Genomic DNA, 20,346 nt, shown 5'->3' with positions numbered 1-20,346 from the left:
ACGGGCCAGGGTGTCCGGACTAACGTGTGCCCATGACGATGCTCCGGGTCCACAATCTCGCCGTCTCGCTCGACGGGTTCGCCACGGGCGAGGGCCAGTCCTTCGAGACCCCCTTCGGTCACGCCGGGCATCGGCTGATGCAGTGGTTCCTCCCGACCCGCACCTTCGTGTCCAAGAGCGGGCACGAGGATGAGGCGGTCGGCGCCGGGACACGCGGGGTCGACGACGCGTTCGCTGCGGCCACCGATGACCGCATCGGCGTCGAGATCATGGGCCGTCGGAAGTTCGGTCCGCAGCTCGGCCCGTGGGAGGACGAGAGCTGGCGGGGATGGTGGGGCGAGGAACCGCCGTTCCACACACCGGTCGTCGTCCTGACCCACCATGAACGACCGGACCTGGTGGTCGGTGAGACGACGTTCCTCTTCCGCGACCTGTCCGCCGTCGATGCGTTGTCGTTCGCGACGTCGCTCGCCGACGGACTCGACGTCCGTCTCGGTGGAGGGCCGACGACGGTCCGGCAGTTCCTCGAGGCCGACCTCGTCGACCATCTCCACGTGGTCGTCGTCCCGATCCTGCTCGGTCGTGGGGTGCGGCTCTGGGACGGGCTCGAAGGCCTGGAGGATCGGTTCACAGTCGAAGTGACCGCATCACCGAGTGGCGTCGTGCATCACGTGTTCGCGCGGAAACCGCGCTGAAGGTCGATCGGGGCCGGTGGCCGCACCTCAGAGCTCGAGGCGACGCTCCACGATGTCGCGGGCGACGTCCGCCAAGGGACGACGGCGACTCCGCGCGTACTTGCGGATCACCTCGAAGGCCGCTTCCACCGAGATCGCAGCGGTGTAGGCGACGACGCCCTTCGCCTGCTCGATGACGACCCTCGACTGCAGCGCGGACTCCAACTGGCCGCGGGTCACGTCGCTCTCGCGAAGGGTGCGCTCGTGCAGGATGCCGATGGTCGCCACGTCGGCCATCGCCTGCGCGGCCCGTGACTCGAACCGGTCGAAGGCCTCCGAAGCCGTGCGGAACAGGTTCAGGGTGCCGATGGTGGTCCGGCGGAGTCGCAGCGGGAAGGCATGAGCCGACCGGAACCCCGCGGTCGCCGCGACCTCGGCGAACCTCGGCCAGTCGCTTGCGACCGCGGCGATCTCGGGGATCGACACCGGCGTCGCCGCACGGAAGCTGTCGATGCACGGGCCTTCGTCGGCGCTCAGCTGGATGAGTTCCACGAGCCTCCCGGACTCGCTGGTCGACGCGATCAGCTCGAGGTCGCCGTGCGGATCCGCCAAGAGGATGCCCGAGGCCTGGACGTCGAGGAGGTCGACGCTGGCATCGACCAGGATCTGCAGCAGGTCGACCACGTCGTAGTCGTCCACCAGCGTGTCGGCGAGCGTCGCGAACACGTCGAGCAGGGCGGTCGAGTGACGGAGCTCGGAACCGGTCCCGTCGTCGCCGCGCGCGTTCATCGCTCGTCTTCGATCGTCTCGTCGCGCATCACGTAGCCGGTGCGACGTTCGAGGATGTCCTCCGCGACCTCCGACATCGAGCGGTTCTGGGCGAAGGCCTGAGCCTGGATCAGCAGGTGGGCGTCGTCGGGGGAGAGTCCGAGCTGCGCGATCACGAATCCGGTCGCCTGGTGGATCCGGCGTCGTGCGTGGGGTTTCAGCTGCGTCGTGTCGGGGAGACTCGCGAGTTCGAGGGTGCGTCGGAGGACGTACCGGCTGAGCGGGCGGGTGAGGGACATCATGGCCCCGACCGCCTGCGTGTCCAGCGTGCGCTCCTCGGTGTCGTACAGCTCGACCGCACCCACCTGGAGCGGCCCGACGCGGAGCGGGAAGGCGAAGATGGAGCCGACCGCGTGGTCGCGGAGAGCCTCGGTGAACGACGGCCAGGAGTCGTAGCCGGTCCGCTTGACGGCCTCCTCCAGCACCGGGCGGCCGCTGCCGACCGCGTCCCAGGAGGGGCCCTCCGAGAGGTCGAACTGGAGTTCGTCGAGCAGCGCGATCTGCTCGTCACTCGCGGCGATCGTCTCGGGGCTCAGGGTGTCGCCGAGCGTCGCGATCGAGACACCGCTGAGCGGCATGAGCCGCAGGATCGGCTCCACCAGCTGGTCGTCCTCGTCGACCCGGTCGAGTGCGCTGTACACGATGGCGAAGGTGTCGCTCATGTCCGCATTCCTTCCGGCTCGAGGGAGGTCTCCGTTCATCGTACGGCCATCCCGCCGCGACCGCCGGGTGGTGATCCGTCCTGCCTGGGAAAGCAAGGGGCCGCCCTGGCGGGGTGGATTCGCCTAACGTGGCGTCATGCCTCTGACGACGACACCCTCTCCGCGCCCCTCCGCCCAGCGGTCCGCAGCAGCCGATCGGTCGGCGCGATGAGCCGCGGGGTCGCCGTCGTCACCGGCGGAACCGCAGGGCTCGGTCGTGCGACCGTCCGCGAACTCGCCGCCCGTGGGTGGGACGTCGCGATCCTGGCCCGCGGCGAGGACGGACTCGCAGCCACCGTCGCCGAGGTCGAGCAGGCCGGACGTCGCGGGCTGGCCGTGCCGACGGACGTGGCCGACCGGGAGGCCGTCGAGCAGGCGGCGGACCGGGTCGAGGCGGAACTCGGACCGATCGAGCTGTGGGTGAACTGCGCCATGGTCGGTGTGTTCGGGGACTTCCTCACGACCGAACCGGCGGACTTCGAGCGTGCCGTCGCCGTCAACTTCTTCGGCTTCGTCAACGGCACCAGGGCCGCCCTCTCGCGCATGGTCCCGCGCGACCGTGGGCACGTGATCCAGGTCGGTTCCGCCCTCGCCCACCGCGGCATCCCGCTGCAGGCCGCCTACTGCGGGTCGAAGTTCGGTGCCCGCGGGTTCACAGAGTCGGTCACCGCCGAGCTCCTCCACGACGGCAGCAACGTCAAGCTCTCGACGGTGGACATGCCGGCGCTCAACACCATCCAGTTCAGCTGGGTGAAGTCGCAGCTGCCCGAGCACCCGCAGCCGGTGCCGCCGATCTACCAGCCCGAGGTCGGGGCGACCGCCATCGCCGACGTCGCAGACCGACCGAGGCGACGCACCTGGGTGGGGGAGTCCACCGTCGGCACGATCCTCGGTGACCGCTTCGCCGGCGGATTCCTCGACTGGTTCCTCGCCAGGACCGGATACTCCGGGCAGCTTGCGCCGGACAAGCACGACCCGCGCCTGCCGGACAACGTCTACACACCGGCCCCCGGTGACCACGGCGCCCGCGGCGTGTTCAGCGACAAGGCCCACTCGTGGAGCCCGCAGACCTGGGCGATCCGCCACCGTCGCGGGGTGTACGCGGCGGCCGCCGGCACCCTCGCAGCGGGCGTCGCCCTCGTGGCCGGCGCGGCGAAGCGGCGCTGAGCGCGATGGCGCGGCGCGAGCAGTTCGACGCGGTGGTCGTCGGCGCGGGGCCCAATGGGCTCGCCGCCGCGGTGACCCTCGCGCGGGCCGGCCTGCACGTGCAGGTGGTGGAGCGAGGCGACACGATCGGCGGTGGAGCCAGGACCGCCGAGCTGACGCTGCCCGGCTTCCACCACGACATCTGCTCCGCCGTCCACCCGATGGCGCTCGCCTCCGGGTTCTTCCGGTCCTTCGGCCTCGAGCGCCGCATCGACCTCGTCGTGCCGGAGATCTCCTACGCCCACCCGCTCGACGGTGGCCGGGCCGGGATCGCCTACCGCGACATCGACCGCACCGCCGACGCCCTCGGACGGGACGGCGGGGCCTGGCGCTCGCTCATGGGACCGCTCGCCGCCGACGCCGACCGCGTCTCGCAGTTCACCGGCGGCAAGCTCCTGCAGGTGCCGCGCCACCCGGTCACGGTCGCACGCTTCGGCCTCCGCGCGCTCGAGCAGGGCAGCCCGGCCTGGAACCTCCGGTTCCGTGAGGAGACCGCTCCGGCGATGCTCAGCGGTGTCGCCGCCCACTCCATCCGGCCGATGCCGAGCCTGTCCACCTCGGCCGCCGCCCTGTCGCTCGGCGCGTATGCGCACGCCCGCGGTTGGCCCATCCCCGTCGGCGGCAGCCAAGCGATCGTCGACGCGCTCGCGGACGACCTGCTGGCCCACGGCGGTGAGATCGTCACCGGAACCGAGGTGCGCTCCATCGACGAACTTCCGTCCGCCCGTGCCGTCCTGTTCGACACGACCCCGAAGGCGCTCGCCGAGATCGCGGGCAGCCGTCTGCCCGACGCGTACCTCCGTCGTCTCTCCCGATTCCGGTACGGCGACGGCGTGGCCAAGGTCGACTTCGCACTCTCAGGTCCCGTCCCGTGGACGAACCCGGAACTGGCGCGGGCCGGCACGCTCCACCTCGGCGGCACCCGCCCGGAGATCGCCGCCGCCGAGCGCGACGTCGCCCGCGGTCGGCACAGCGAGTCGCCCTACGTCCTCGTCTCGCAGCCCGACGTCGGCGATCCTGGTCGCGCTCCCGGTGACGCCCAGGTCCTCTGGGCCTACACGCACGTGCCGAGCGGGTCCGGTCTCGACCAGACCGAGGCGATCACCCGGCAGATCGAGCGCTTCGCCCCCGGGTTCCGCGACGTGATCCTGACGTCGGCGTCGATGACCGCCCGCGACATGGCGCGGTACAACCCGAACTACGTCCTCGGCGACATCGCCGCCGGCGCTGCGACCTTCGCGCAGCTCGTCGCGCGTCCCGTGCTCTCGAACGACCCGTGGCGGACGCCGACGCCGGGGATCTTCCTGTGCTCCTCGTCGACACCACCGGGCCCGGGCGTCCACGGTCTCGCAGGCTGGCACGCCGCCCGCAGCGCCCTCCGCTCGGTGTTCGGTCGCGACCGGATGCCGTCGCTCGCGCCAGACCGAACCGCGCGCCCCTCCTGACCTCCATCCCCGCTTTCAGCGAAAGGAACACCACCGTGTCCCACACCACCAAGGTCTTCGACTGCCCGCCCGACCGCGTCTTCGCCGTCCTCGCCGACGGCTGGCTGTTCCCGGCGTGGGTGGTCGGTGCGTCCCGCATGCGTGACGTCGGTGACCGGTGGCCGCACGTGGACGGGAAGCTGCACCACTCCTTCGGTGTCTGGCCGGCGGTGCTGGACGACGAGACCACCGTGCTCCAATGGGATGCTCCGCACCGCTTCGTCATCCAGCCGAAGGGGTGGCCGCTCGGTGAGGCCCGTGTCGCCATCGAGGTGGAACCGCACGAGCGCGGGTGCGTCGTCCACCTGCACGAGCATGCCGTGACGGGCCCTGGTGCGCTGATCCCGGTCTGGCTCCTCGACATCGGTCTGCACATCCGCAACGTCGAGACGCTGCGCCGGCTCGCCCACCTCGCTGAGGGCGGTGCCGGCGGCACCCACCTCGTGGAGGCGGCAGAACCGACGGCGGACGACCGGAAGGACGCCGAGTTCCCGAAGCGGTCGTTGTTCGCGCGGGTGGCGTCGGTCCTCGTCGTCGCCGTGCCGGTGGTCGCGGTGGCGCGCAAGCTCGCCCGTCACTGACGTCGATCCGACGCCGACGCACAACCGCGCCGCGATAGCAAGCACGGGGCGGGGTTCCACAGCTGCCGTACCGTTGCGCGGATGACCTCGACCGACACCACCAGGGCTGATCCTCCGTCCACGCTCAAACGCGACATCTCCGGCAAGATGCTCTACCTGTTCATCCTCGGAGACGTCCTGGGCGCGGGTATCTACGCCCTCATCGGCCAGATCGCCGGAGAGGTCGGCGGGGTCACCTGGGTCCCGATGATCGTCGCGTTGCTGCTGGCGCTGCTCACCGCGGCCTCCTACGCGGAGCTCGTCACGAAGTACCCGAAGGCGGGTGGTTCGGCCGTGTTCGCCGAGCGCGCCTACAAGCGGCCGATCGTCTCCTTCCTCGTCGGATACTGCATGCTCGCCGCGGGTGTCGTGAGTGCGTCCGGGCTGGCGCTTGCCTTCGCCGGTGACTACCTCGCGACCTTCGTCGACCTGCCACCGGTCCTCGGCGCCGTGCTGTTCCTCCTGGTGATCGCGCTCATCAACGCCCGCGGCATCAAGGAGTCCGTCCGGGCGAACCTCGTCATGACGATGATCGAGACCACCGGCCTCGTCCTCGTCGTGGTGGCGGTCGCGATGATGCTCGGCGGAGGCCGGGGCGACCTCGGTCGTGCGACGCAGTTCGCGGAGGGTGGCAGCCCGGTCATCGCCGTCTTCGGCGCGGCTCTGCTCGCCTACTACTCCTTCGTCGGGTTCGAGACGAGCGCGAACGTCATCGAAGAGGTCAAGGATCCGTCGCGGGTCTACCCGAAGGCGCTCTTCGGTGCCCTCGCGACCGCGGGTGTGCTGTACGTCCTCGTCGGCACCGCGGCCTCGATCGCCGTGCCCTCCGACGAGCTCGGCGAATCGACCGGTCCGCTCCTGACCGTGATCCAGGCGACCGGCGTCGGCATCCCCGCCTGGTTGTTCAGCATCATCGCGCTCGTGGCGGTCGCGAACGGTGCGCTGCTCACGATGATCATGTCGAGCCGGCTCGCCTACGGCATGGGCTCGCAGGGTCTGCTGCCGAGCGTCTTCACGAAGGTGCTGCCGAAGCGCGGTACGCCGTGGGTCGCGATCGTCGTGACCACGGGTGTCGCGATGGTCCTCACGGCCACCGGCAGTATCGCGACGCTCGCCGAGACGGTGGTCCTGCTCCTGCTCATCGTCTTCCTCAGCACGAACATCGCGGTGCTCGTCCTGCGGCGTGAGCACGTCGAGCACGCCCACTTCCGTGCGTGGACGGTCCTGCCGGTCCTCGCGGTCCTGTCGTGCCTCGTCCTCCTCACGCAGCAGAGCGCCGAGGTCTGGTTGCGTGGCGGCATCATCGTCGCGGTCGGCGTGGTGCTCTACGCGATCACGCGCCTGGTGCGTCGGCGGAAGGCGCCGGAAGCGGCGTGAGGAGCGTCTGACGGCGGTACCATCCGTCCATGCGATCTGGACGAGGTATGACGGATGACGAGGTCGGCTGATGCCTGCCGCGAATGACCCGGCCGACGCCCTGCCCGGGGACGGCCGCGACGAGACGCTGAACGAGCGCTCCGATCGCAACTGGTCGGAGCTGCTGCAGGAGTTCCGCGTCCTGCAGACGGGCACGCAGATCCTCGCGGGATTCCTGCTGACGCTGCCGTTCCAGGCGCGGTTCACCGAGCTCAGTGGATTCGATCACGTGCTGTACCTCGGTCTCGTGGTCCTGGCCGTGACGGTGACGCTCCTGGCGCTCGCGCCGGTCATCATGCACCGGCTCGTGTTCCGGCAGCAGGCGAAACCGCAGCTCGTGCGGCTCTCGAGCCGGATCCTCATGGTCTGCCTCGGGGCGGCCTCACTGCTGTTCGCGGGGATCGTCCTGTTCGTGTTCGACTTCGTCGCATCGCCCGAGGTCGGGCTGTGGGCGGGCGGCGCGGTGGTCGTCCTCATCGGGCTGGTGTGGCTGGTCGGCCCCCGCGTGATCCGGGGTGCGCGGGACCGCGTGTCCTGAGGTGATGGACGTGCCCGTCCAGAGCCCCGAGAATGGGACGATGCCCGAAACGTGTACGTTCTGCCGGATCATCGATGACGAGCCCGACGACATCATCTGGGTGGAGCGCGAGGACGAGGCGGTCGCCTTCCGGCCGTTGCCCGAGTCGGAGCTCGCCCCCGGCCACACCCTGGTGGTGCCGCGAGCGCACAGCGTCGGGCTGCTGGACGCCGACCCGCGAGCGCTCCAGGCGACGACGGCCCTCGCCCAGCGGGTGGGACGCGCGATGCGGGCGGCGCTCGGGGCGACCGGCGTCGTCGTGCTGAGCGCGTCCGGTGCCGATGCCGGGCAGAGCGTCCCCCACCTCCATCTCCACGTCGTCCCGTGCTGGGATGACGACGGGGTCACGTTCTGGCCCGAAGGCCGCTCGGAGCACCGGGTCGACGGCGACCCGCACGAGCTCCTCGCGGAGATGTTCGAGTAAGGACCAGCCAGCCGCGGTCTCAAGTTCCCATGAACGAGTCGGTGCACCAACTATGGTGATGCTGACCCAGGAGGAACAATGGAGTTTGAAGAGCGTCTGGCCGCCTTGGCCACAAAGGTCCGCAATCAGCGGGCGGCCATCCAGACAGAAGAAGCCACGAAGAACGCATTCGTCATGCCGTTCATTTCGACGATTCTCGGTTACGACGTCTTCAACCCGATGGAGGTCGTGCCCGAGTTCACCGCCGACGTCGGGGTCAAGCGTGGCGAGAAGGTCGACTACGCGATTATGCGCGACGGCGAGGTGCAGATCCTCATCGAATGCAAGAAGTCCGCCGAGCCGCTCAAGATCGAGCATGCTTCGCAGTTGTTCCGGTACTTCTCTGTGACGAACGCACGGATCGCGGTGCTCACCAACGGTGAGGTGTACAACTTCTACACCGACCTCGACTCTCCGAACAAGATGGACGATCGGCCGTTCCTCGTCCTCGATCTCGCGGACATCGACGAGACGCTTCTGCCTGAGCTGCGAAAGCTCACAAAGGAGGTGTTCGACCTCGACTCGGTCATCAGCGCTGCTGAGGAGTTGAAGTACGTCGGCGCACTCAAGCGTTCGATCGCTGCCCAGTTCCGCGAGCCCGAGGAGGACTTCGTCCGGCTGTTCACCTCTCGTGTATATGACGGTCGATTTACCCAGGACGCCCGCACACAGTTCACGACGCTCGTCGCGAAAGCGTCGAAGCAGTTCCTGAATGAACAGGTGAACGATCGGTTGAAGACGGCTCTCGGAGCATCGTATAGTGCACCTCTCGGAGCAGAAGCGCCAGCCGAGTCGGTTGCGAGCGCCGGCGTCGCGGAGAGCGATCTCGACCGCGATACTGAGATCGAGACGACGCTCGAGGAACTCGAGGGTTACCAGATCGTGAAGGCAATCGCCTGCAGCGAAGTGAAGCCGGAACGAATCGTCCACCGCGACGCGAAGTCGTACTTCGCGATTCTGCTCGACGACAACAACCGCAAACCCATCGCCCGTCTCTGGTTCAACGGGAAGAAGCAGAAGTACCTCGGCCTCTTCGATGAGGCGAAGGTCGAGACAAAATACCCGCTGGAGACCCTCGATAGCATCTACGAGCACGCAGAGTACATTCGGGCGAGTGTCCGGAGGCTGTCCGCGTAAAATCCGAGCGAGACGGTGCGGCAGCGAGTCACATCCTCGGAGTCGTCGCCTTGAGTTGACCTCAAGACCGATTGAGGTTCTACGGTTGAAGCATGACCATTCCCACCACGCCGTCCGCTGATCCCGATGCCCTCGCCCGCGCCGCGACCGTCGACGGGTTCAAGACGGCGTTCCGTGACCACCCGGCCGGCGTCGCACTGATCAGTGCCTCGACCGATTACGGAGACGTCGGGCTGACGGCGTCATCGGTCGCATCGGTGGCCGTCGACCCGCCGATGCTGTCCTTTTCGGTCACGCGAGCGACGGGGTCCGCGGGCGGATTGCTCAGTGCGGGGACGGTCGTCGTCCACCTCCTGGCGGACCACCACCTGGAGGTCGCGAAGGCGTTCGCCAAGACGGGGGAGCCGCGCTTCACGCCGGAACAGCACTGGGAGCGACTCGCGACCGGCGAGCCCTACCTGCCGAGCGCCCGGGCGGCACTGCGCTGCCGGATCGTGCAGACGGTCCCGGCCGGCAGCTCGATGCTCGTCATCGCCGAGGTACTGGAGGTCATCCCGCCCGGCACGGACGCGCCGGCGCTCGTCTACCAGAACCGCAACTTCCACCGCCTGGAGTCCGACCCGCTCGGCTGATCAGGCGAGGAGCGCGATCGGGCCGATGTCGGCGATCGCCTCGATGACCCGCTCGGGGTGCTCGGCGATCCGGTTGAGGACGTAGAGCCACCACTCGGGTCCGTAGACGAGGTACTCGCGCGTCGTGAACCCGCGGCGGCGGAGGTCGTCGAGGAGTTCGATGCCGAGTCCCTGGAGCATCTCGAACTCCACGTGCGGCTGACGGAGATCGTCGCCGAGCGCACCCTCGAGTGCGGCGACGAGGTTCGCGTCATGGGTGGCGACGTTGACACGGTGACCCGACCCCACGAGTCGCGTGACCATGCTGATGTAGGCGGCGGTCATCGGTGCGGAGTCGCGGGGGTGGGCCACCTCGGTCGATTCGAGGAAGGCGCCCTTGACGACGCGGATCGACCCGGGTCGATCCATCACGCGGTCGAGGTCCGCGGGGGTGCGGTGCAGCCTCGCCTGCAGGGTGACGCCGGTCTCCGGGAAGGCGTCGGCGATCTGCTCGTAGATGGACAACACGAGGTCCGTGCGGTCGGAACCCTCGGCGGAGATCATGAGCGAGGTGTCGGCGTCCCGGGCCGCCTGCGCGAGCGCGAGGCCGTTGCGCAGGCCGAGCTCGGGGGAGACGACTGAACCGATGTGGGAGAGGTCGAGCGAGATCGTCGCGGTCTGGTCGGCCGCACCGATCCGCTGGGCGAGGTCGACGAACTCGGCGGTCTGCTCGTCGGCGACGCGTGCGTCGCGGACCGACTCGCCGACGAGCTCGATGCTCCAACGGTGCCCACGATCGGCGTTCGCTTCGAGGAGCCGCAAAGCCGAGTCCGCGTCCTCGCCGGCGATGTATCGCAGGGCGGCCCGCTTGGCGACGGCGGCGGACTCCGGGTGAGCGAGGACTCGCGCTTTGAGGTCCTCGTCGAGGGCCCAGGCTCGCAGGGTGTCGGCGGCGCGCGACAGCGTCTCGTCGTTCATCAGCATGCTCCGACCCTATCCAGTCCCGGGTGACGGTCCGGACGGCACCGAGGTCTGGGCTGCGTCGCCCGTGCGCGCTACGCTCGCTTGCGTGGCGAGCTTCGAGGAGAAACCGATCCTGGACCTCACGCTCGATGAGTGGGAGGCCTACCTCTCCGGCGCGCCGAGCGACGCGGGTGTTCGGTTGAAGCTGCGGAAGAAGACCTCGAAGGCGTCGGGGATCACCTGGTCGGAGGCGCTCGACGTCGCCCTCTGCCACGGATGGATCGACGGACAGAGCAAACGCTTCGATGACGACTACACGCTGCAGGCGTTCACGCCGCGGCGGAAGAACAGCCCGTGGTCGCAGATCAACCGGGAGCACGTCGCCCGCCTCATCGAGGAGGGGCGGATGCGTCCTGCCGGGCTCGCGGAGATCGAGCGTGCCAAGGCCGACGGGCGGTGGGATGTGGCGTACCGGCAGAAGGACGCCGTCGCACCGGATGATCTCCAGGCGGCGCTCGATGCGAACCCCGAGGCGGCGGCGTACTTCGCGACGCTCGGCCGCACCGACCGCTTCCGCGTCTTCTTCCGCCTGAGCAACATCAAGACGCCCGCGATCAGGGCGGCGCGCATCGCCGACGTGGTCGAGAAGGCTGCCCGGGGCGAGCAGCACTACCGCTGATGGTGAGTGGATCGGCGGGGATGCGGGTTTCACCGGGAACCGTCTGGCCGGTCGTCCACGAAGAACGTCGGCGGCTGGTCGCGGATCTGTCGGTGCTGGACGACGAGCAGTGGGCGACGCCGTCGCTGTGCACGGGATGGGATGTGCATGATGTCGTGGCCCATCTCGTCGACTCGGCGAAGACGACGCGGCTGGGATTCGTCCGACGACTCGTCGCCGCGCGGTTCGACTTCGACCTCGACAACGCACACGGGGTCGAGCGGGAGCGGAGGAACGATCCACAGGAGACGCTCCGGGCTCTGGCGGACGCCACCGAGCTGACGTGCACTCCGCCGGCGAACCGCGCGACCAGGCTCGTCGAGGCCATCGTGCACGGCGAGGACGTCCGTCGGCCGCTCGGCATCCGCGCGGGGTACCCGACAGCAGCGGTCATGGTGGCGTTGGAGTACCAGCTCCGGACCGGTGTCTCGATGGGCGGCGGCAAGGAACGCGCCCAGGGCGTCCGGCTCGTCGCCGAGGACGCCGGCATGAGCTGGGGTGAGGGCGAGGAGGTCCGGGGATCGGCGCTCGACCTGCTGCTCGCGGTGTCAGGGCGAGAGACCGGGCCTGCTCTGCCCGGAAGGTGAGCGCGGGGCGGGGCGTGGGGCCCGGAGTTGCACGGGCAGGCTGCTCCCGGGCACTGATGTGACTCGGCTCGGCTCCCCTTCGACAGGCTCAGGGACCGAGACGGTTCGGGCATACTTCTCCCGGTCACTGAGCTTGTCGAAGTGCTCACGAGGAACCCTTCGACAGGCTCAGGGACCGGGTTCATCCGGGTGAACCTCTTCGGTTGGCCGAGGTTGCGCTGCTCGGCTGCCCTTCGACAGGCTCAGGGACCGGGGGCCATCCCGGTGTACCTCTCCCGGTCACTGAGCTTGTCGAAGTGCGCACGAAGGGACCCCTCGACAGGCTCAGGGACCGGGTTCATCCGGCTGAACCTCTTCGGTTGGCCGAGGTTGCGCGGCTCGGCTGCCCTTCGACAGGCTCAGGGACCGAGACGGTTCGGGCGCACTTCTCCCGGTCACTGAGCCTGTCGAAGTGCTCACGAAGGACCCCTCGACAGGCTCAGGGACCGGATTCATCCGGGTGGGCCTCTTCCATCGACTGAGGCGGTGCGGCTTAGCCGCCCTTCCACAGGCTCAGGGACCGAACAGGTTCCGGGCACACTTCTCCCGGTCACTGAGCTTGTCGAAGTGCGCACGAAGGGACCCCTCGACAGGCTCAGGGACCGGATTCATCCGGGTGGGCCTCTTCCATCGACTGAGGCGGTGCGGCTTGGCTGCCCTTCCACAGGCTCGGGGACCGAACTGGTTCCGGGCACGCCTCTTCCGGTCACTGAGCTTGTCGAAGTGCCCGCGTGGAACCCTTCGACAGGCTCAGGGACCGGCGGGGGTCAGAACGGTGCAGGATCTGGCTCGGTCCGATACTGCTTGCCGTCGGGTGTCGTCCACTCGAGGACCCCGCCCGGCTGATGGTCGAGGTTCCAACCCGGCAGGTGCTTCATACGGTGGTGATGTCGACACAGGCAGGCGAGATTCGCGACATCTGTCGTGCCTCCGTCTTCCCACGCGACCGAGTGGTCCAGGTCGCAGGCTCTGGCGCGTCTGCCGCAGCCCGGTGCCCTACAGGTGCCGTCCCGCAACCGCACTGCCCGTTGGAGGTCGGCCGGAACGCGGTACTGATGCCGGCCGACGGACAGAACCGCACCCGTTTCCGGCTGGACCAGGATCCGGGTGAAGCTGGGCGCGTTCACCGCGATCCGGGCCGCGGTCTCCGGGTCGATGGGGCCGTACCCGTCGAGCATCGCCGGGGCGTCAGAGGCACCGGCCATGCTCAGTGCCGGGACCGTGATCTGCACGGTCGGCTTGATGTGCTCCTGGACCTCGATCGGGTGCGGGAGCACCGGGCTGGACGCAACGTCTTCCGGGGTCACGCCGGTGAGGGCGAGGGCCGCGAGGGCGTCGGCTTGCAATTGTGCGCAGGTGCGGGTGTCGCCGGCCTGGCGCGATTCGGCCGCGGCGGCTTCGATGCGCTCGGCGATGCCCTGCGCAATGGGCGCCGTCGTGAACAGGTGCACCCACGCCATGCCGTCAGCGGCCGGTTCGAACTCGACGCGGCGGTCGGCCTCAGAGCGGACTGCTCGGGCGGTGATGGACTCGGGGTGGAGTCGTTCGCGCAGGACGCGGGCGCGCCTGCGAAGGTTCGCGTTGGTGGACTCCTCCGCGATCGGTAAGACTTCCGCGAGGAACGCCGCCCGCCCTGCGACCGGGACGTCACTGAGTTGGTCGATGATCGTCTGTGCGTGCCGCGCCGAGATACGGCCCGCCTCGAGCGACGCCAGGACTGATGGGGCGTCGTTCACGAGACGTTCGGCGTCATTGGTCGCCCGCTGGACCGTCTGCTCGGGCGTGCGCGTCGCCATCGCGAGGGCCGCACACGTCGAGCGACGCGAGAGCGCCTGGCGCTCGGCCGGCGGGAACACGGCCGGAACGACCGAGTCGGCGAAGGCGTCCGCGTAGGCGGCGGAGCGGGCCAGGAGGCGCGCTTCGCGTGCGTCCAGGACGGCTTGTTGCCGGTGGAGCTCCGCCCACTCGCCTGAGAACTCCGCGAGCTGCGCGGCGTACTCGTCGCCGACGCGGATCGCGGCGGAGGAGGTCTCGGTCATGGGACTAGTCCATCATGGACCACTGACATTCCAGATGCCGAGTCGCACCGGTTGTGGACGTTGCTCGTGGGCCCTTCGACAGGCTCAGGGACCGGGGGAAGGGCGCCGGGTTCGTGGGGTTCTCCGTGTGCCCTTCGACAGGCTCAGGGACCGGGGGGGAGGGTGCCGGATTCGTGGGGTTGCTGGTGTGCCCTTCGACAGGCTCGGGGACCGGAGGGAGGGTGCCGGGTTCGTGGGGTTGCTCGTGTGCCCTTCGACAGGCTCAGGGACCGGGAGGAGATCACCGGATTGGGAGGTGACTCGTGTGCCCTTCGACAGGCTCAGGGATCGGAGGAGGGGTGCCGGATTCGTGGGGTTGCTCGTGTGCCCTTCGACGGGCTCAGGGATCGGAGGAGGGCACTCGATGAGCGGCCGGACGGGGTCAGACGGCCCGGGCGAGCAGGTCCGCGACACGCTTCGCGACGGCGTCGTTCCACGCGGTGACACCGAAAGCGGTCGGCCACAGGTCGCCGTCGTCGAGCTTCGCGGAGTCGTTGAACCCGATGGTCGCGTAGCGCGCCTTGAACTTCGCCGCCGCCTGGAAGAACACGACCGCCTTGCCGTCGGCGCCGACGTAGGCGGGCATGCCGTACCAGGTCTTGGCCGCGAGGCCGGAGTCGCCGCTCATGATCAGCTCGTGCAACGGCTCGGCGATCGCGCGGTCGGCGTCCTCCATGTCGGCGATCGCGTCGACGACGGCCTGCAGGGCCTCCTCGCGACTCGCGGCCGCCTTCAGCTCCTTGGCGCGCTCCTTCATCGCCGCGCGTTCCTCGGCGCTGAATCCGCTCTTCGTGCTCGATTGTTTCTCGGCCATGTCGACGTCCTTCCGATCACCGTCTCCGAGTCCTGCCCGGCTCCGCCTCTCACGGTAGCCCTCGCGGTGGGGACGTGGGGTGCGGATTCGACTCAGTCGTCCAGCGCGCCGGGACCGAGTACGGACTCGACGATGACCCGGATCGCGTACTCGCTCGTCTCGGCGAGATCGACGTCCGCCGGGTCGATGAGCCACTGCACCTGCAATCCGTCCATGACCGCGAGGATGGACGCCGCCGCACGGTGGATCGTCTCGGGCGCATCGACGCCCCGCTCGGCGCACACCACCTCGAACGCCTCCGCGATCTCCCGACGCAGCGTCCGATAGCGGTCGTCGAAGTAGTGCCTGGCCGGGTGGTCCTCGGTCACCGACTCCGCCGACAGGACGACGAACGCCTGCACGATCCCGGCGCGCTGCGCGTTCGCGGCGGCAGTGCGGATCAGGTGCTTGAACAGGTCGATGCCGCCGGGGATGTGCTGGTCGTCGAGATCCTGCACGTCCGTCGCGTCGCGGTAGCTGAGCACCTCGAGGAGGAGCTGGTCCTTCGACCCGAAGTGGTGCAGGATGCCCGCCGGCGTCATGTCGACGAGCTCGGCGATGTCGATGAGCGTGCCGTTCGCGTACCCCTTGGCGCCGAAGACGTCCAACGCGGAGCGGACGACCTCGGCTCGCCTCGCCACGGTCGCCGGGCGTGGCTGGGCCGGTCGTTTCACCGTGTTCTGTCGTTTCACCGTGCTCATGGTGTCCGTTCCGCGGGGGCCTCGATGCGCCCGACACTACCGCGCTTGCCAACTTACTGAATGGTCAGTAAGTTATCACCGAATCCCGACTTGCGCCGCACTGCCGCAGCGCACACCCAAGAGGAGAAAGCGATGAAGCTGAGAACCCCACTGCTGGCCGCGTTCGCGGCCACAGCCCTGCTGCTCACCGGATGCACCGGTGGCGGCGGGTCGAGCGACGGCCCCGAGAGCGGCGCCGCCCTGACGATCGCGAAGCCGGACGGCTCGATCGCCACCGAGTCCAACAACCCCTACGTCGGCGACTCGTCCGCCATGAAGCTCGGCTACATCAACGCGATCCTGGAGCCGCTCGCGATCGTCAACCTCGTCGACCCGAGTGCCGAGGTGAAGCCCTGGCTCGCGTCCGAGATCGCCTGGTCCGACGACTACACCTCCGTCGCGCTGACCGCCCGTGAGGGCGTCACCTGGAACGACGGCGAGGCGTTCAGCGCCGACGACATCGCGTTCACCTTCCAGCAGTTCATCGACCACCCCGAACTCGACAACTCGGCCCTCGGCCTCACCACGGTCGCGACCGAGGGCGACACCGTCACCCTCTCGTTCGCGAACCCCATGTTCGTGAAGCAGGACAAGGTGCTCCTCAAGCAGATCGTCCCGAAGCACGTGTGGGAGTCCGTCGACGACCCCGCCACCTTCGAGAACCCGGAGCCCGTCGGCACCGGCCCGTACACGCTCACGAGCTTCAGCACCGAGAGCGTCGAGCTCTCCGCCCGCGACGACTACTGGGGTGAGCAGCCGGCCGTGCCGACGCTCTACTACGTGTCGTACAACGACAACACGGCTCTCACCACCGCGCTCGCGAACGGTGACGCCGACTGGGCGCAGGCGTTCATCCCGAACGTGCAGTCCGCGTACCTCGACAAGGACAAAGAGCACAACGTCTACTGGGCGGCCGCCGGTCTCGCCGTCGACGCGATGTTCGTGAACACGCAGACGAAGCCGTTCAACGACCCCGCGTTCCGCCAGGCGGTGAACCTCGTCATCGACCGCGAGCAGCACAAGCAGATCGCCCGCGAGGGCGGCGTCCCCGAGCTCAGCTCGGTGACCGGCCTCCCGACCCCGGCGGGTGACGCGTTCATCGCCTCCGAGTTCGAGGGCGAGGACTACACCGTCGACGCGAAGGCCGCGAAGCAGGTCCTGACCGACGCCGGCTACACCTGGGAGGACGACGTCCTCACCGACCCGTCCGGCGAGGCCGTCACTTTCACGCTGTCGGTGCCACAGGGCTGGAACGACTACGTCACCGGCATCAGCCTCATCGCCGACTCGGTCAAGACGCTGGGCGTCACCGCCACGGTCGACACCCCCGACCAGGACACCTGGTGGGCGGCGAAGTCGGACGGCGACTTCCAGGCCATCCTGCACTGGACCGACACCGGCGCGACGCCGTACGACCTGTACTCCGACATCATGGACGGCCGCTGGCTCGTCGCCGAGGGCCAGGCGGCCGACTTCAACTTCGGTCGGTACGACAGCCCGGAGGCCACCGCGGCGCTCGCGGCCTACGCCAACGCCACGGACGACGCGACGCGCGCAGCCGCCCTCGAGACCGTGCAGAAGCTCTTCGTCTCCGACGTCCCGGCCATGCCGATCGGCACACGCCCGTTCATCGGTTCGTACAACACGCGGAACTACACCGGATGGCCGAGCGAGGACGACCCGTACGCGCCCGCCGACCCGACGCAGCCGACCGCGGTCTACATCCTCACGCAGCTCAAGGCCGCGAAGTAGGCACGGCGTCCCACCGACGGGCGGGGCGCTCATCCGCCCCGCCCGTCATCTCCCGCATGCGCAACGGCATGCACCGCGACCAGCGACAGAACGGATTCATGCAGTGTCCAACGACGACCTGCTGACGGTCCGGCGCCGCTTTTCATCAGCACAGAACGGACTCATGCAGTGACCAACGACGACCTGCCGACGGTCCGGCGCCGCTTTTCATCAGCACAGAACGGACTCATGCAGTGACCAACGACGACCTGCTGACGGTGTCCTCCTTCAGCGTCACCTACGACGTGGAACCGCCCGTCGAAGCCGTGCGCGACGTCTCGCTCACCCTCCGCCGCGGCGAGATCCTCGGCCTCGCGGGCGAGTCCGGCTGCGGCAAGACCACCCTTGCCTACGGCCTGCAACGGCTCCTCAAACCACCGGCGGTCATCACGGGTGGCACCGCCGTCTTCCACGACGAGTCCGGCGAGGACATCGACCTCGGCCTGCTCGGCGAGGAGGAGATGCGCGCGTTCCGCTGGGACAAGGCCTCCATGGTGTTCCAGGGCGCGATGAACGCCCTCAACCCGGTCACCTCGATCGGGCGGCAGCTCGACGACGTCTTCACCACGCACCGCCGGGGCATGTCGCGAGCCGAACGCCGCGAGGAGGCCGGCAAGCTGCTCGACATCGTCGGGGTCGGCCGCGACCGCCTGAAGTCCTACCCGCACGAGCTCTCCGGCGGCATGCGCCAGCGCGTCATGATCGCGATGGCGCTCGCCTTGAAGCCGCAGCTGATGATCATGGACGAGCCGACCACCGCGCTCGACGTGCTCGTGCAGCGTGAGATCCTCCAGCAGATCTCCGAGCTCCGCACCGAGTTCGGGTTCTCGGTCATCTTCATCACCCACGACCTCCCGCTGCTCCTCGAGATCTCCGACCGCATCGCCGTCATGCGTGCCGGTCGGCTCGTCGAGATCGACACGGCGGAACGCATCTACCGACAGGCGAAGGACCCGTACACGCGGAAGCTGCTCGCGTCCTTCCCGAGCCTCACCGGCGAGCGCGGCGACTTCGTCCGCGGGACGGGTGCCGCCACGTCGGCCACCCAGGCAGGAGCGACCGCATGACCACTCTCGAGTTCTCCCACGTGTCGAAACGGTACCGGGTCCGTGGCTCCGGTCACATGCTCGCGCTCGACGACGTCAGCTTCACCCTGCGGTCCGGCCAGACGCTCGCCCTCGTCGGACAGTCCGGCAGCGGCAAGTCGACCATCGCGAAGATCCTCACCCAGCTGGAACGGGCGACGAGCGGCGACATCCTGCTCGACGGGAAGGCGATCCCGCATCGTGGTCGTGCACTCCGCCGCTACCGCCAGCAGGTCCGCATGGTCTTCCAGGATCCGTTCGCCTCGCTGAACCCGTCGCACACGATCCGTCACCACCTGGAGCGGCCGTTGCGCCTCGACCACGTCGTCCCCGAGGCCGAGGTCGAGGACGAGGTGCACCGCCTCCTCGAGCGCGTGCAGCTCGACCCCGCCGGCACCATCGACCGTCGGCCTCACGAACTGTCCGGCGGTCAGCGCCAGCGGGTCGCCATCGCCCGTGCGCTCGCGTCGCGTCCGTCCCTCCTCATCGCCGACGAGCCCGTCTCGATGCTCGACGTCTCCATCCGGCTGGGCGTCCTCAACCTCCTGGCCGAGCTGCAGCGCGAGTCGCGACTCGGCGTGCTCTACATCACGCACGACCTCGCGACCGCGCGGCACTTCAGCGACGAGATCATGGTCCTGCACCACGGCGAGGTGGTCGAGCGAGGCCCGGCCGACGACGTGATCCTCCGCCCGCAGCACCCCTACACGCTCGCCCTCCGCAACGCGTCACCCGACCCCGACCGCCACTTCGCGGGCGACGCGCTCTCCGAATCGGCAGGGAGCCGACCATGACCTTCTTCCTCCGTCGCGCCGCCTTCTACGCGTTCACCGCGTGGGCTGCGATCACGATCAACTTCTTCCTGCCGCGCATGCTCAAGGGCGACCCCGTCTCGGCGTACATCGCGAAGAACCAGGGCCGCATCAGCCCCGAGGCCGCGGACTCGCTGCGCACCCTGTTCGGACTCGACGCCGACAAGTCGATGCTCGAGCAGTACCTGGACTACTGGCGGTTGCTGTTCTCGGGCGACCTCGGACGGTCCTTCTCGAAGGGCCTCGCACCCGTCACCGACGTGATCGCCGCCGCCCTGCCGTGGACCGTGGGCCTCGTCGGGATCGCGACGATCCTGTCGTTCGTCCTCGGCACCTCCATCGGCGCCCTCATCGGCTGGCGACGCGGCAGCAAGGCGGACTTCATCGTCCCGCTGTCCACCTTCTTCTCGACCGTGCCGTACTTCTGGATGGGCCTCATCGCGATCGCCGTGTTCTCCACCCTCCTCGGCTGGTTCCCCGCCTCCCACGCCTACGGCAAGGGATCGAGGCCGGAGTTCTCGCTCGACTTCATCGGGCAGGTGATCGCGCACGGCTTCCTCCCGGCGGCGACGATCGTGCTCGCCTCGCTCGGCGGCTGGATCCTCGGCATGCGCAACATGATGGTCACCGTCCTCGACGAGGACTACGTGACCGTCGCCCAGGCGAAGGGCCTGCCGACCCGCCGGGTGCTCGTCGACTACGCAGCACGCAACGCCATGCTGCCGCAGCTGTCGAGCTTCGCCCTGTCGCTCGGCTTCATCGTCGGCGGCACGATCGTTATGGAGATGGTCTTCTCCTACCCGGGCGTCGGCAAGCTCCTGCTCGACGCCACGACGGCGAAGGACTACCCGCTCATGCAGGGGCTCTTCCTCGTCATCACCCTCACCGTCCTCGTCGCGAACATCCTGGCCGACGTCGCCTACGCGGTGCTCGACCCCCGCACCCGCCAGATGGAGTCCTGAC

At 68.9% G+C, this 20,346-nt stretch carries 21 protein-coding genes; 15 read left to right on the top strand and 6 right to left on the bottom strand.

Annotated elements, in window-relative coordinates:
- Positions 1-32 precede the first annotated feature (32 nt).
- Positions 33-695: a dihydrofolate reductase family protein gene (locus QRN44_RS05670; protein ID WP_121291338.1), complete on the top strand. Its 663-nt coding sequence runs from the start codon at positions 33-35 to the stop codon at positions 693-695.
- A gap of 27 nt (positions 696-722) precedes the next feature.
- On the opposite strand, the gene QRN44_RS05665 is transcribed toward QRN44_RS05670, so the two are convergent.
- Both QRN44_RS05665 and QRN44_RS05660 read right to left on the bottom strand, forming a co-directional pair.
- Positions 723-1,463 (bottom strand): GAF and ANTAR domain-containing protein, encoded by a 741-nt coding sequence (locus QRN44_RS05665; protein WP_064297058.1) that lies wholly within the window; start codon positions 1,461-1,463, stop codon positions 723-725.
- Positions 1,460-2,164: a GAF and ANTAR domain-containing protein gene (locus QRN44_RS05660; protein ID WP_158596587.1), complete on the bottom strand. Its 705-nt coding sequence runs from the start codon at positions 2,162-2,164 to the stop codon at positions 1,460-1,462. The genes QRN44_RS05665 and QRN44_RS05660 overlap by 4 nt, the downstream gene beginning before the upstream one ends.
- Positions 2,165-2,371: 207 nt before the next feature.
- Here QRN44_RS05660 and QRN44_RS05655 point away from each other — a divergent pair, with 207 nt between their 5' ends.
- From QRN44_RS05655 to QRN44_RS05620, 8 genes are all read left to right on the top strand, one after another.
- Entirely contained in the window at positions 2,372-3,370 is a 999-nt protein-coding gene (locus tag QRN44_RS05655) for an SDR family oxidoreductase (protein ID WP_175116991.1), read from the top strand.
- Positions 3,371-3,375: 5 nt separating this feature from the next.
- Entirely contained in the window at positions 3,376-4,854 is a 1,479-nt protein-coding gene (locus QRN44_RS05650) for a phytoene desaturase family protein (RefSeq protein WP_175116993.1), read from the top strand.
- Positions 4,855-4,889: 35 nt separating this feature from the next.
- Positions 4,890-5,474 carry an SRPBCC family protein gene (locus QRN44_RS05645; RefSeq protein WP_285038513.1) on the top strand — a complete coding sequence of 195 codons (585 nt, stop codon included), beginning with the start codon at positions 4,890-4,892 and terminating at the stop codon, positions 5,472-5,474.
- Positions 5,475-5,555: 81 nt separating this feature from the next.
- Positions 5,556-6,890: an APC family permease gene (locus tag QRN44_RS05640; RefSeq protein WP_121291348.1), complete on the top strand. Its 1,335-nt coding sequence runs from the start codon at positions 5,556-5,558 to the stop codon at positions 6,888-6,890.
- 70 nt (positions 6,891-6,960) lie between these two features.
- Positions 6,961-7,467, top strand: coding sequence for a DUF6328 family protein (locus tag QRN44_RS05635; RefSeq protein WP_064297063.1), 507 nt, complete (start codon positions 6,961-6,963; stop codon positions 7,465-7,467).
- A gap of 40 nt (positions 7,468-7,507) precedes the next feature.
- Positions 7,508-7,930, top strand: coding sequence for an HIT family protein (locus QRN44_RS05630; RefSeq protein ID WP_121291690.1), 423 nt, complete (start codon positions 7,508-7,510; stop codon positions 7,928-7,930).
- A gap of 78 nt (positions 7,931-8,008) precedes the next feature.
- On the top strand, positions 8,009-9,106 hold the full coding sequence (locus QRN44_RS05625; RefSeq protein WP_285038512.1) for a type I restriction endonuclease: 1,098 nt from the start codon (positions 8,009-8,011) through the stop codon (positions 9,104-9,106).
- Between the two features lie 92 nt (positions 9,107-9,198).
- The gene (locus QRN44_RS05620) at positions 9,199-9,738 is read left to right on the top strand and encodes a flavin reductase family protein (RefSeq protein WP_285038511.1); all 540 of its coding nucleotides are present in this window, start codon (positions 9,199-9,201) and stop codon (positions 9,736-9,738) included.
- Here QRN44_RS05620 and QRN44_RS05615 read toward each other — a convergent pair whose 3' ends face one another.
- Positions 9,739-10,701, bottom strand: coding sequence for a proline dehydrogenase family protein (locus QRN44_RS05615; RefSeq protein ID WP_285038510.1), 963 nt, complete (start codon positions 10,699-10,701; stop codon positions 9,739-9,741). It abuts the gene before it with no gap.
- A gap of 85 nt (positions 10,702-10,786) precedes the next feature.
- Between QRN44_RS05615 and QRN44_RS05610 the strand changes: the two genes are divergently transcribed.
- On the top strand, positions 10,787-11,359 hold the full coding sequence (locus tag QRN44_RS05610) for a YdeI/OmpD-associated family protein (protein WP_285038509.1): 573 nt from the start codon (positions 10,787-10,789) through the stop codon (positions 11,357-11,359).
- 20 nt (positions 11,360-11,379) lie between these two features.
- Complete coding sequence (locus QRN44_RS05605; RefSeq protein WP_285038508.1) at positions 11,380-11,985, top strand: maleylpyruvate isomerase family mycothiol-dependent enzyme; 606 nt, start codon at positions 11,380-11,382, stop codon at positions 11,983-11,985.
- Between the two features lie 806 nt (positions 11,986-12,791).
- On the opposite strand, the gene QRN44_RS05600 is transcribed toward QRN44_RS05605, so the two are convergent.
- The 3 genes from QRN44_RS05600 to QRN44_RS05590 all read right to left on the bottom strand — a co-directional run bounded on the left by QRN44_RS05600 (position 12,792) and on the right by QRN44_RS05590 (position 15,656).
- The gene (locus QRN44_RS05600) at positions 12,792-14,063 is read right to left on the bottom strand and encodes an HNH endonuclease signature motif containing protein (RefSeq protein WP_285038507.1); all 1,272 of its coding nucleotides are present in this window, start codon (positions 14,061-14,063) and stop codon (positions 12,792-12,794) included.
- A gap of 421 nt (positions 14,064-14,484) precedes the next feature.
- Entirely contained in the window at positions 14,485-14,916 is a 432-nt protein-coding gene (locus QRN44_RS05595) for a hypothetical protein (protein WP_285038506.1), read from the bottom strand.
- Between the two features lie 92 nt (positions 14,917-15,008).
- A complete protein-coding gene (locus QRN44_RS05590) occupies positions 15,009-15,656 on the bottom strand; it encodes a TetR/AcrR family transcriptional regulator (protein ID WP_064297068.1) in 648 nt (215 codons plus the stop codon).
- A gap of 132 nt (positions 15,657-15,788) precedes the next feature.
- Here QRN44_RS05590 and QRN44_RS05585 point away from each other — a divergent pair, with 132 nt between their 5' ends.
- The 4 genes from QRN44_RS05585 (at position 15,789) to QRN44_RS05570 (ending at position 20,345) form a co-directional block, all read left to right on the top strand.
- Positions 15,789-17,447, top strand: a complete 1,659-nt coding sequence (locus QRN44_RS05585) for an ABC transporter substrate-binding protein (RefSeq protein ID WP_285038505.1) — start codon at positions 15,789-15,791, stop codon at positions 17,445-17,447.
- A 233-nt stretch (positions 17,448-17,680) separates the two neighbouring features.
- On the top strand, positions 17,681-18,553 hold the full coding sequence (locus QRN44_RS05580) for an ABC transporter ATP-binding protein (protein ID WP_175117005.1): 873 nt from the start codon (positions 17,681-17,683) through the stop codon (positions 18,551-18,553).
- Positions 18,550-19,365: an ABC transporter ATP-binding protein gene (locus tag QRN44_RS05575; RefSeq protein WP_285038504.1), complete on the top strand. Its 816-nt coding sequence runs from the start codon at positions 18,550-18,552 to the stop codon at positions 19,363-19,365. The genes QRN44_RS05580 and QRN44_RS05575 overlap by 4 nt, the downstream gene beginning before the upstream one ends.
- Entirely contained in the window at positions 19,362-20,345 is a 984-nt protein-coding gene (locus QRN44_RS05570) for an ABC transporter permease (RefSeq protein ID WP_064297072.1), read from the top strand. Before QRN44_RS05575 ends, QRN44_RS05570 begins: the two co-directional genes overlap by 4 nt.
- The last annotated feature ends 1 nt before the right edge of the window (position 20,346 follow it).

This window comes from Plantibacter sp. lyk4-40-MEA-4 (assembly GCF_030209415.1).
Lineage (GTDB): Bacteria > Actinomycetota > Actinomycetes > Actinomycetales > Microbacteriaceae > Plantibacter > Plantibacter flavus_A.
This window is presented reverse-complemented; position numbering and strand designations above follow the sequence as displayed.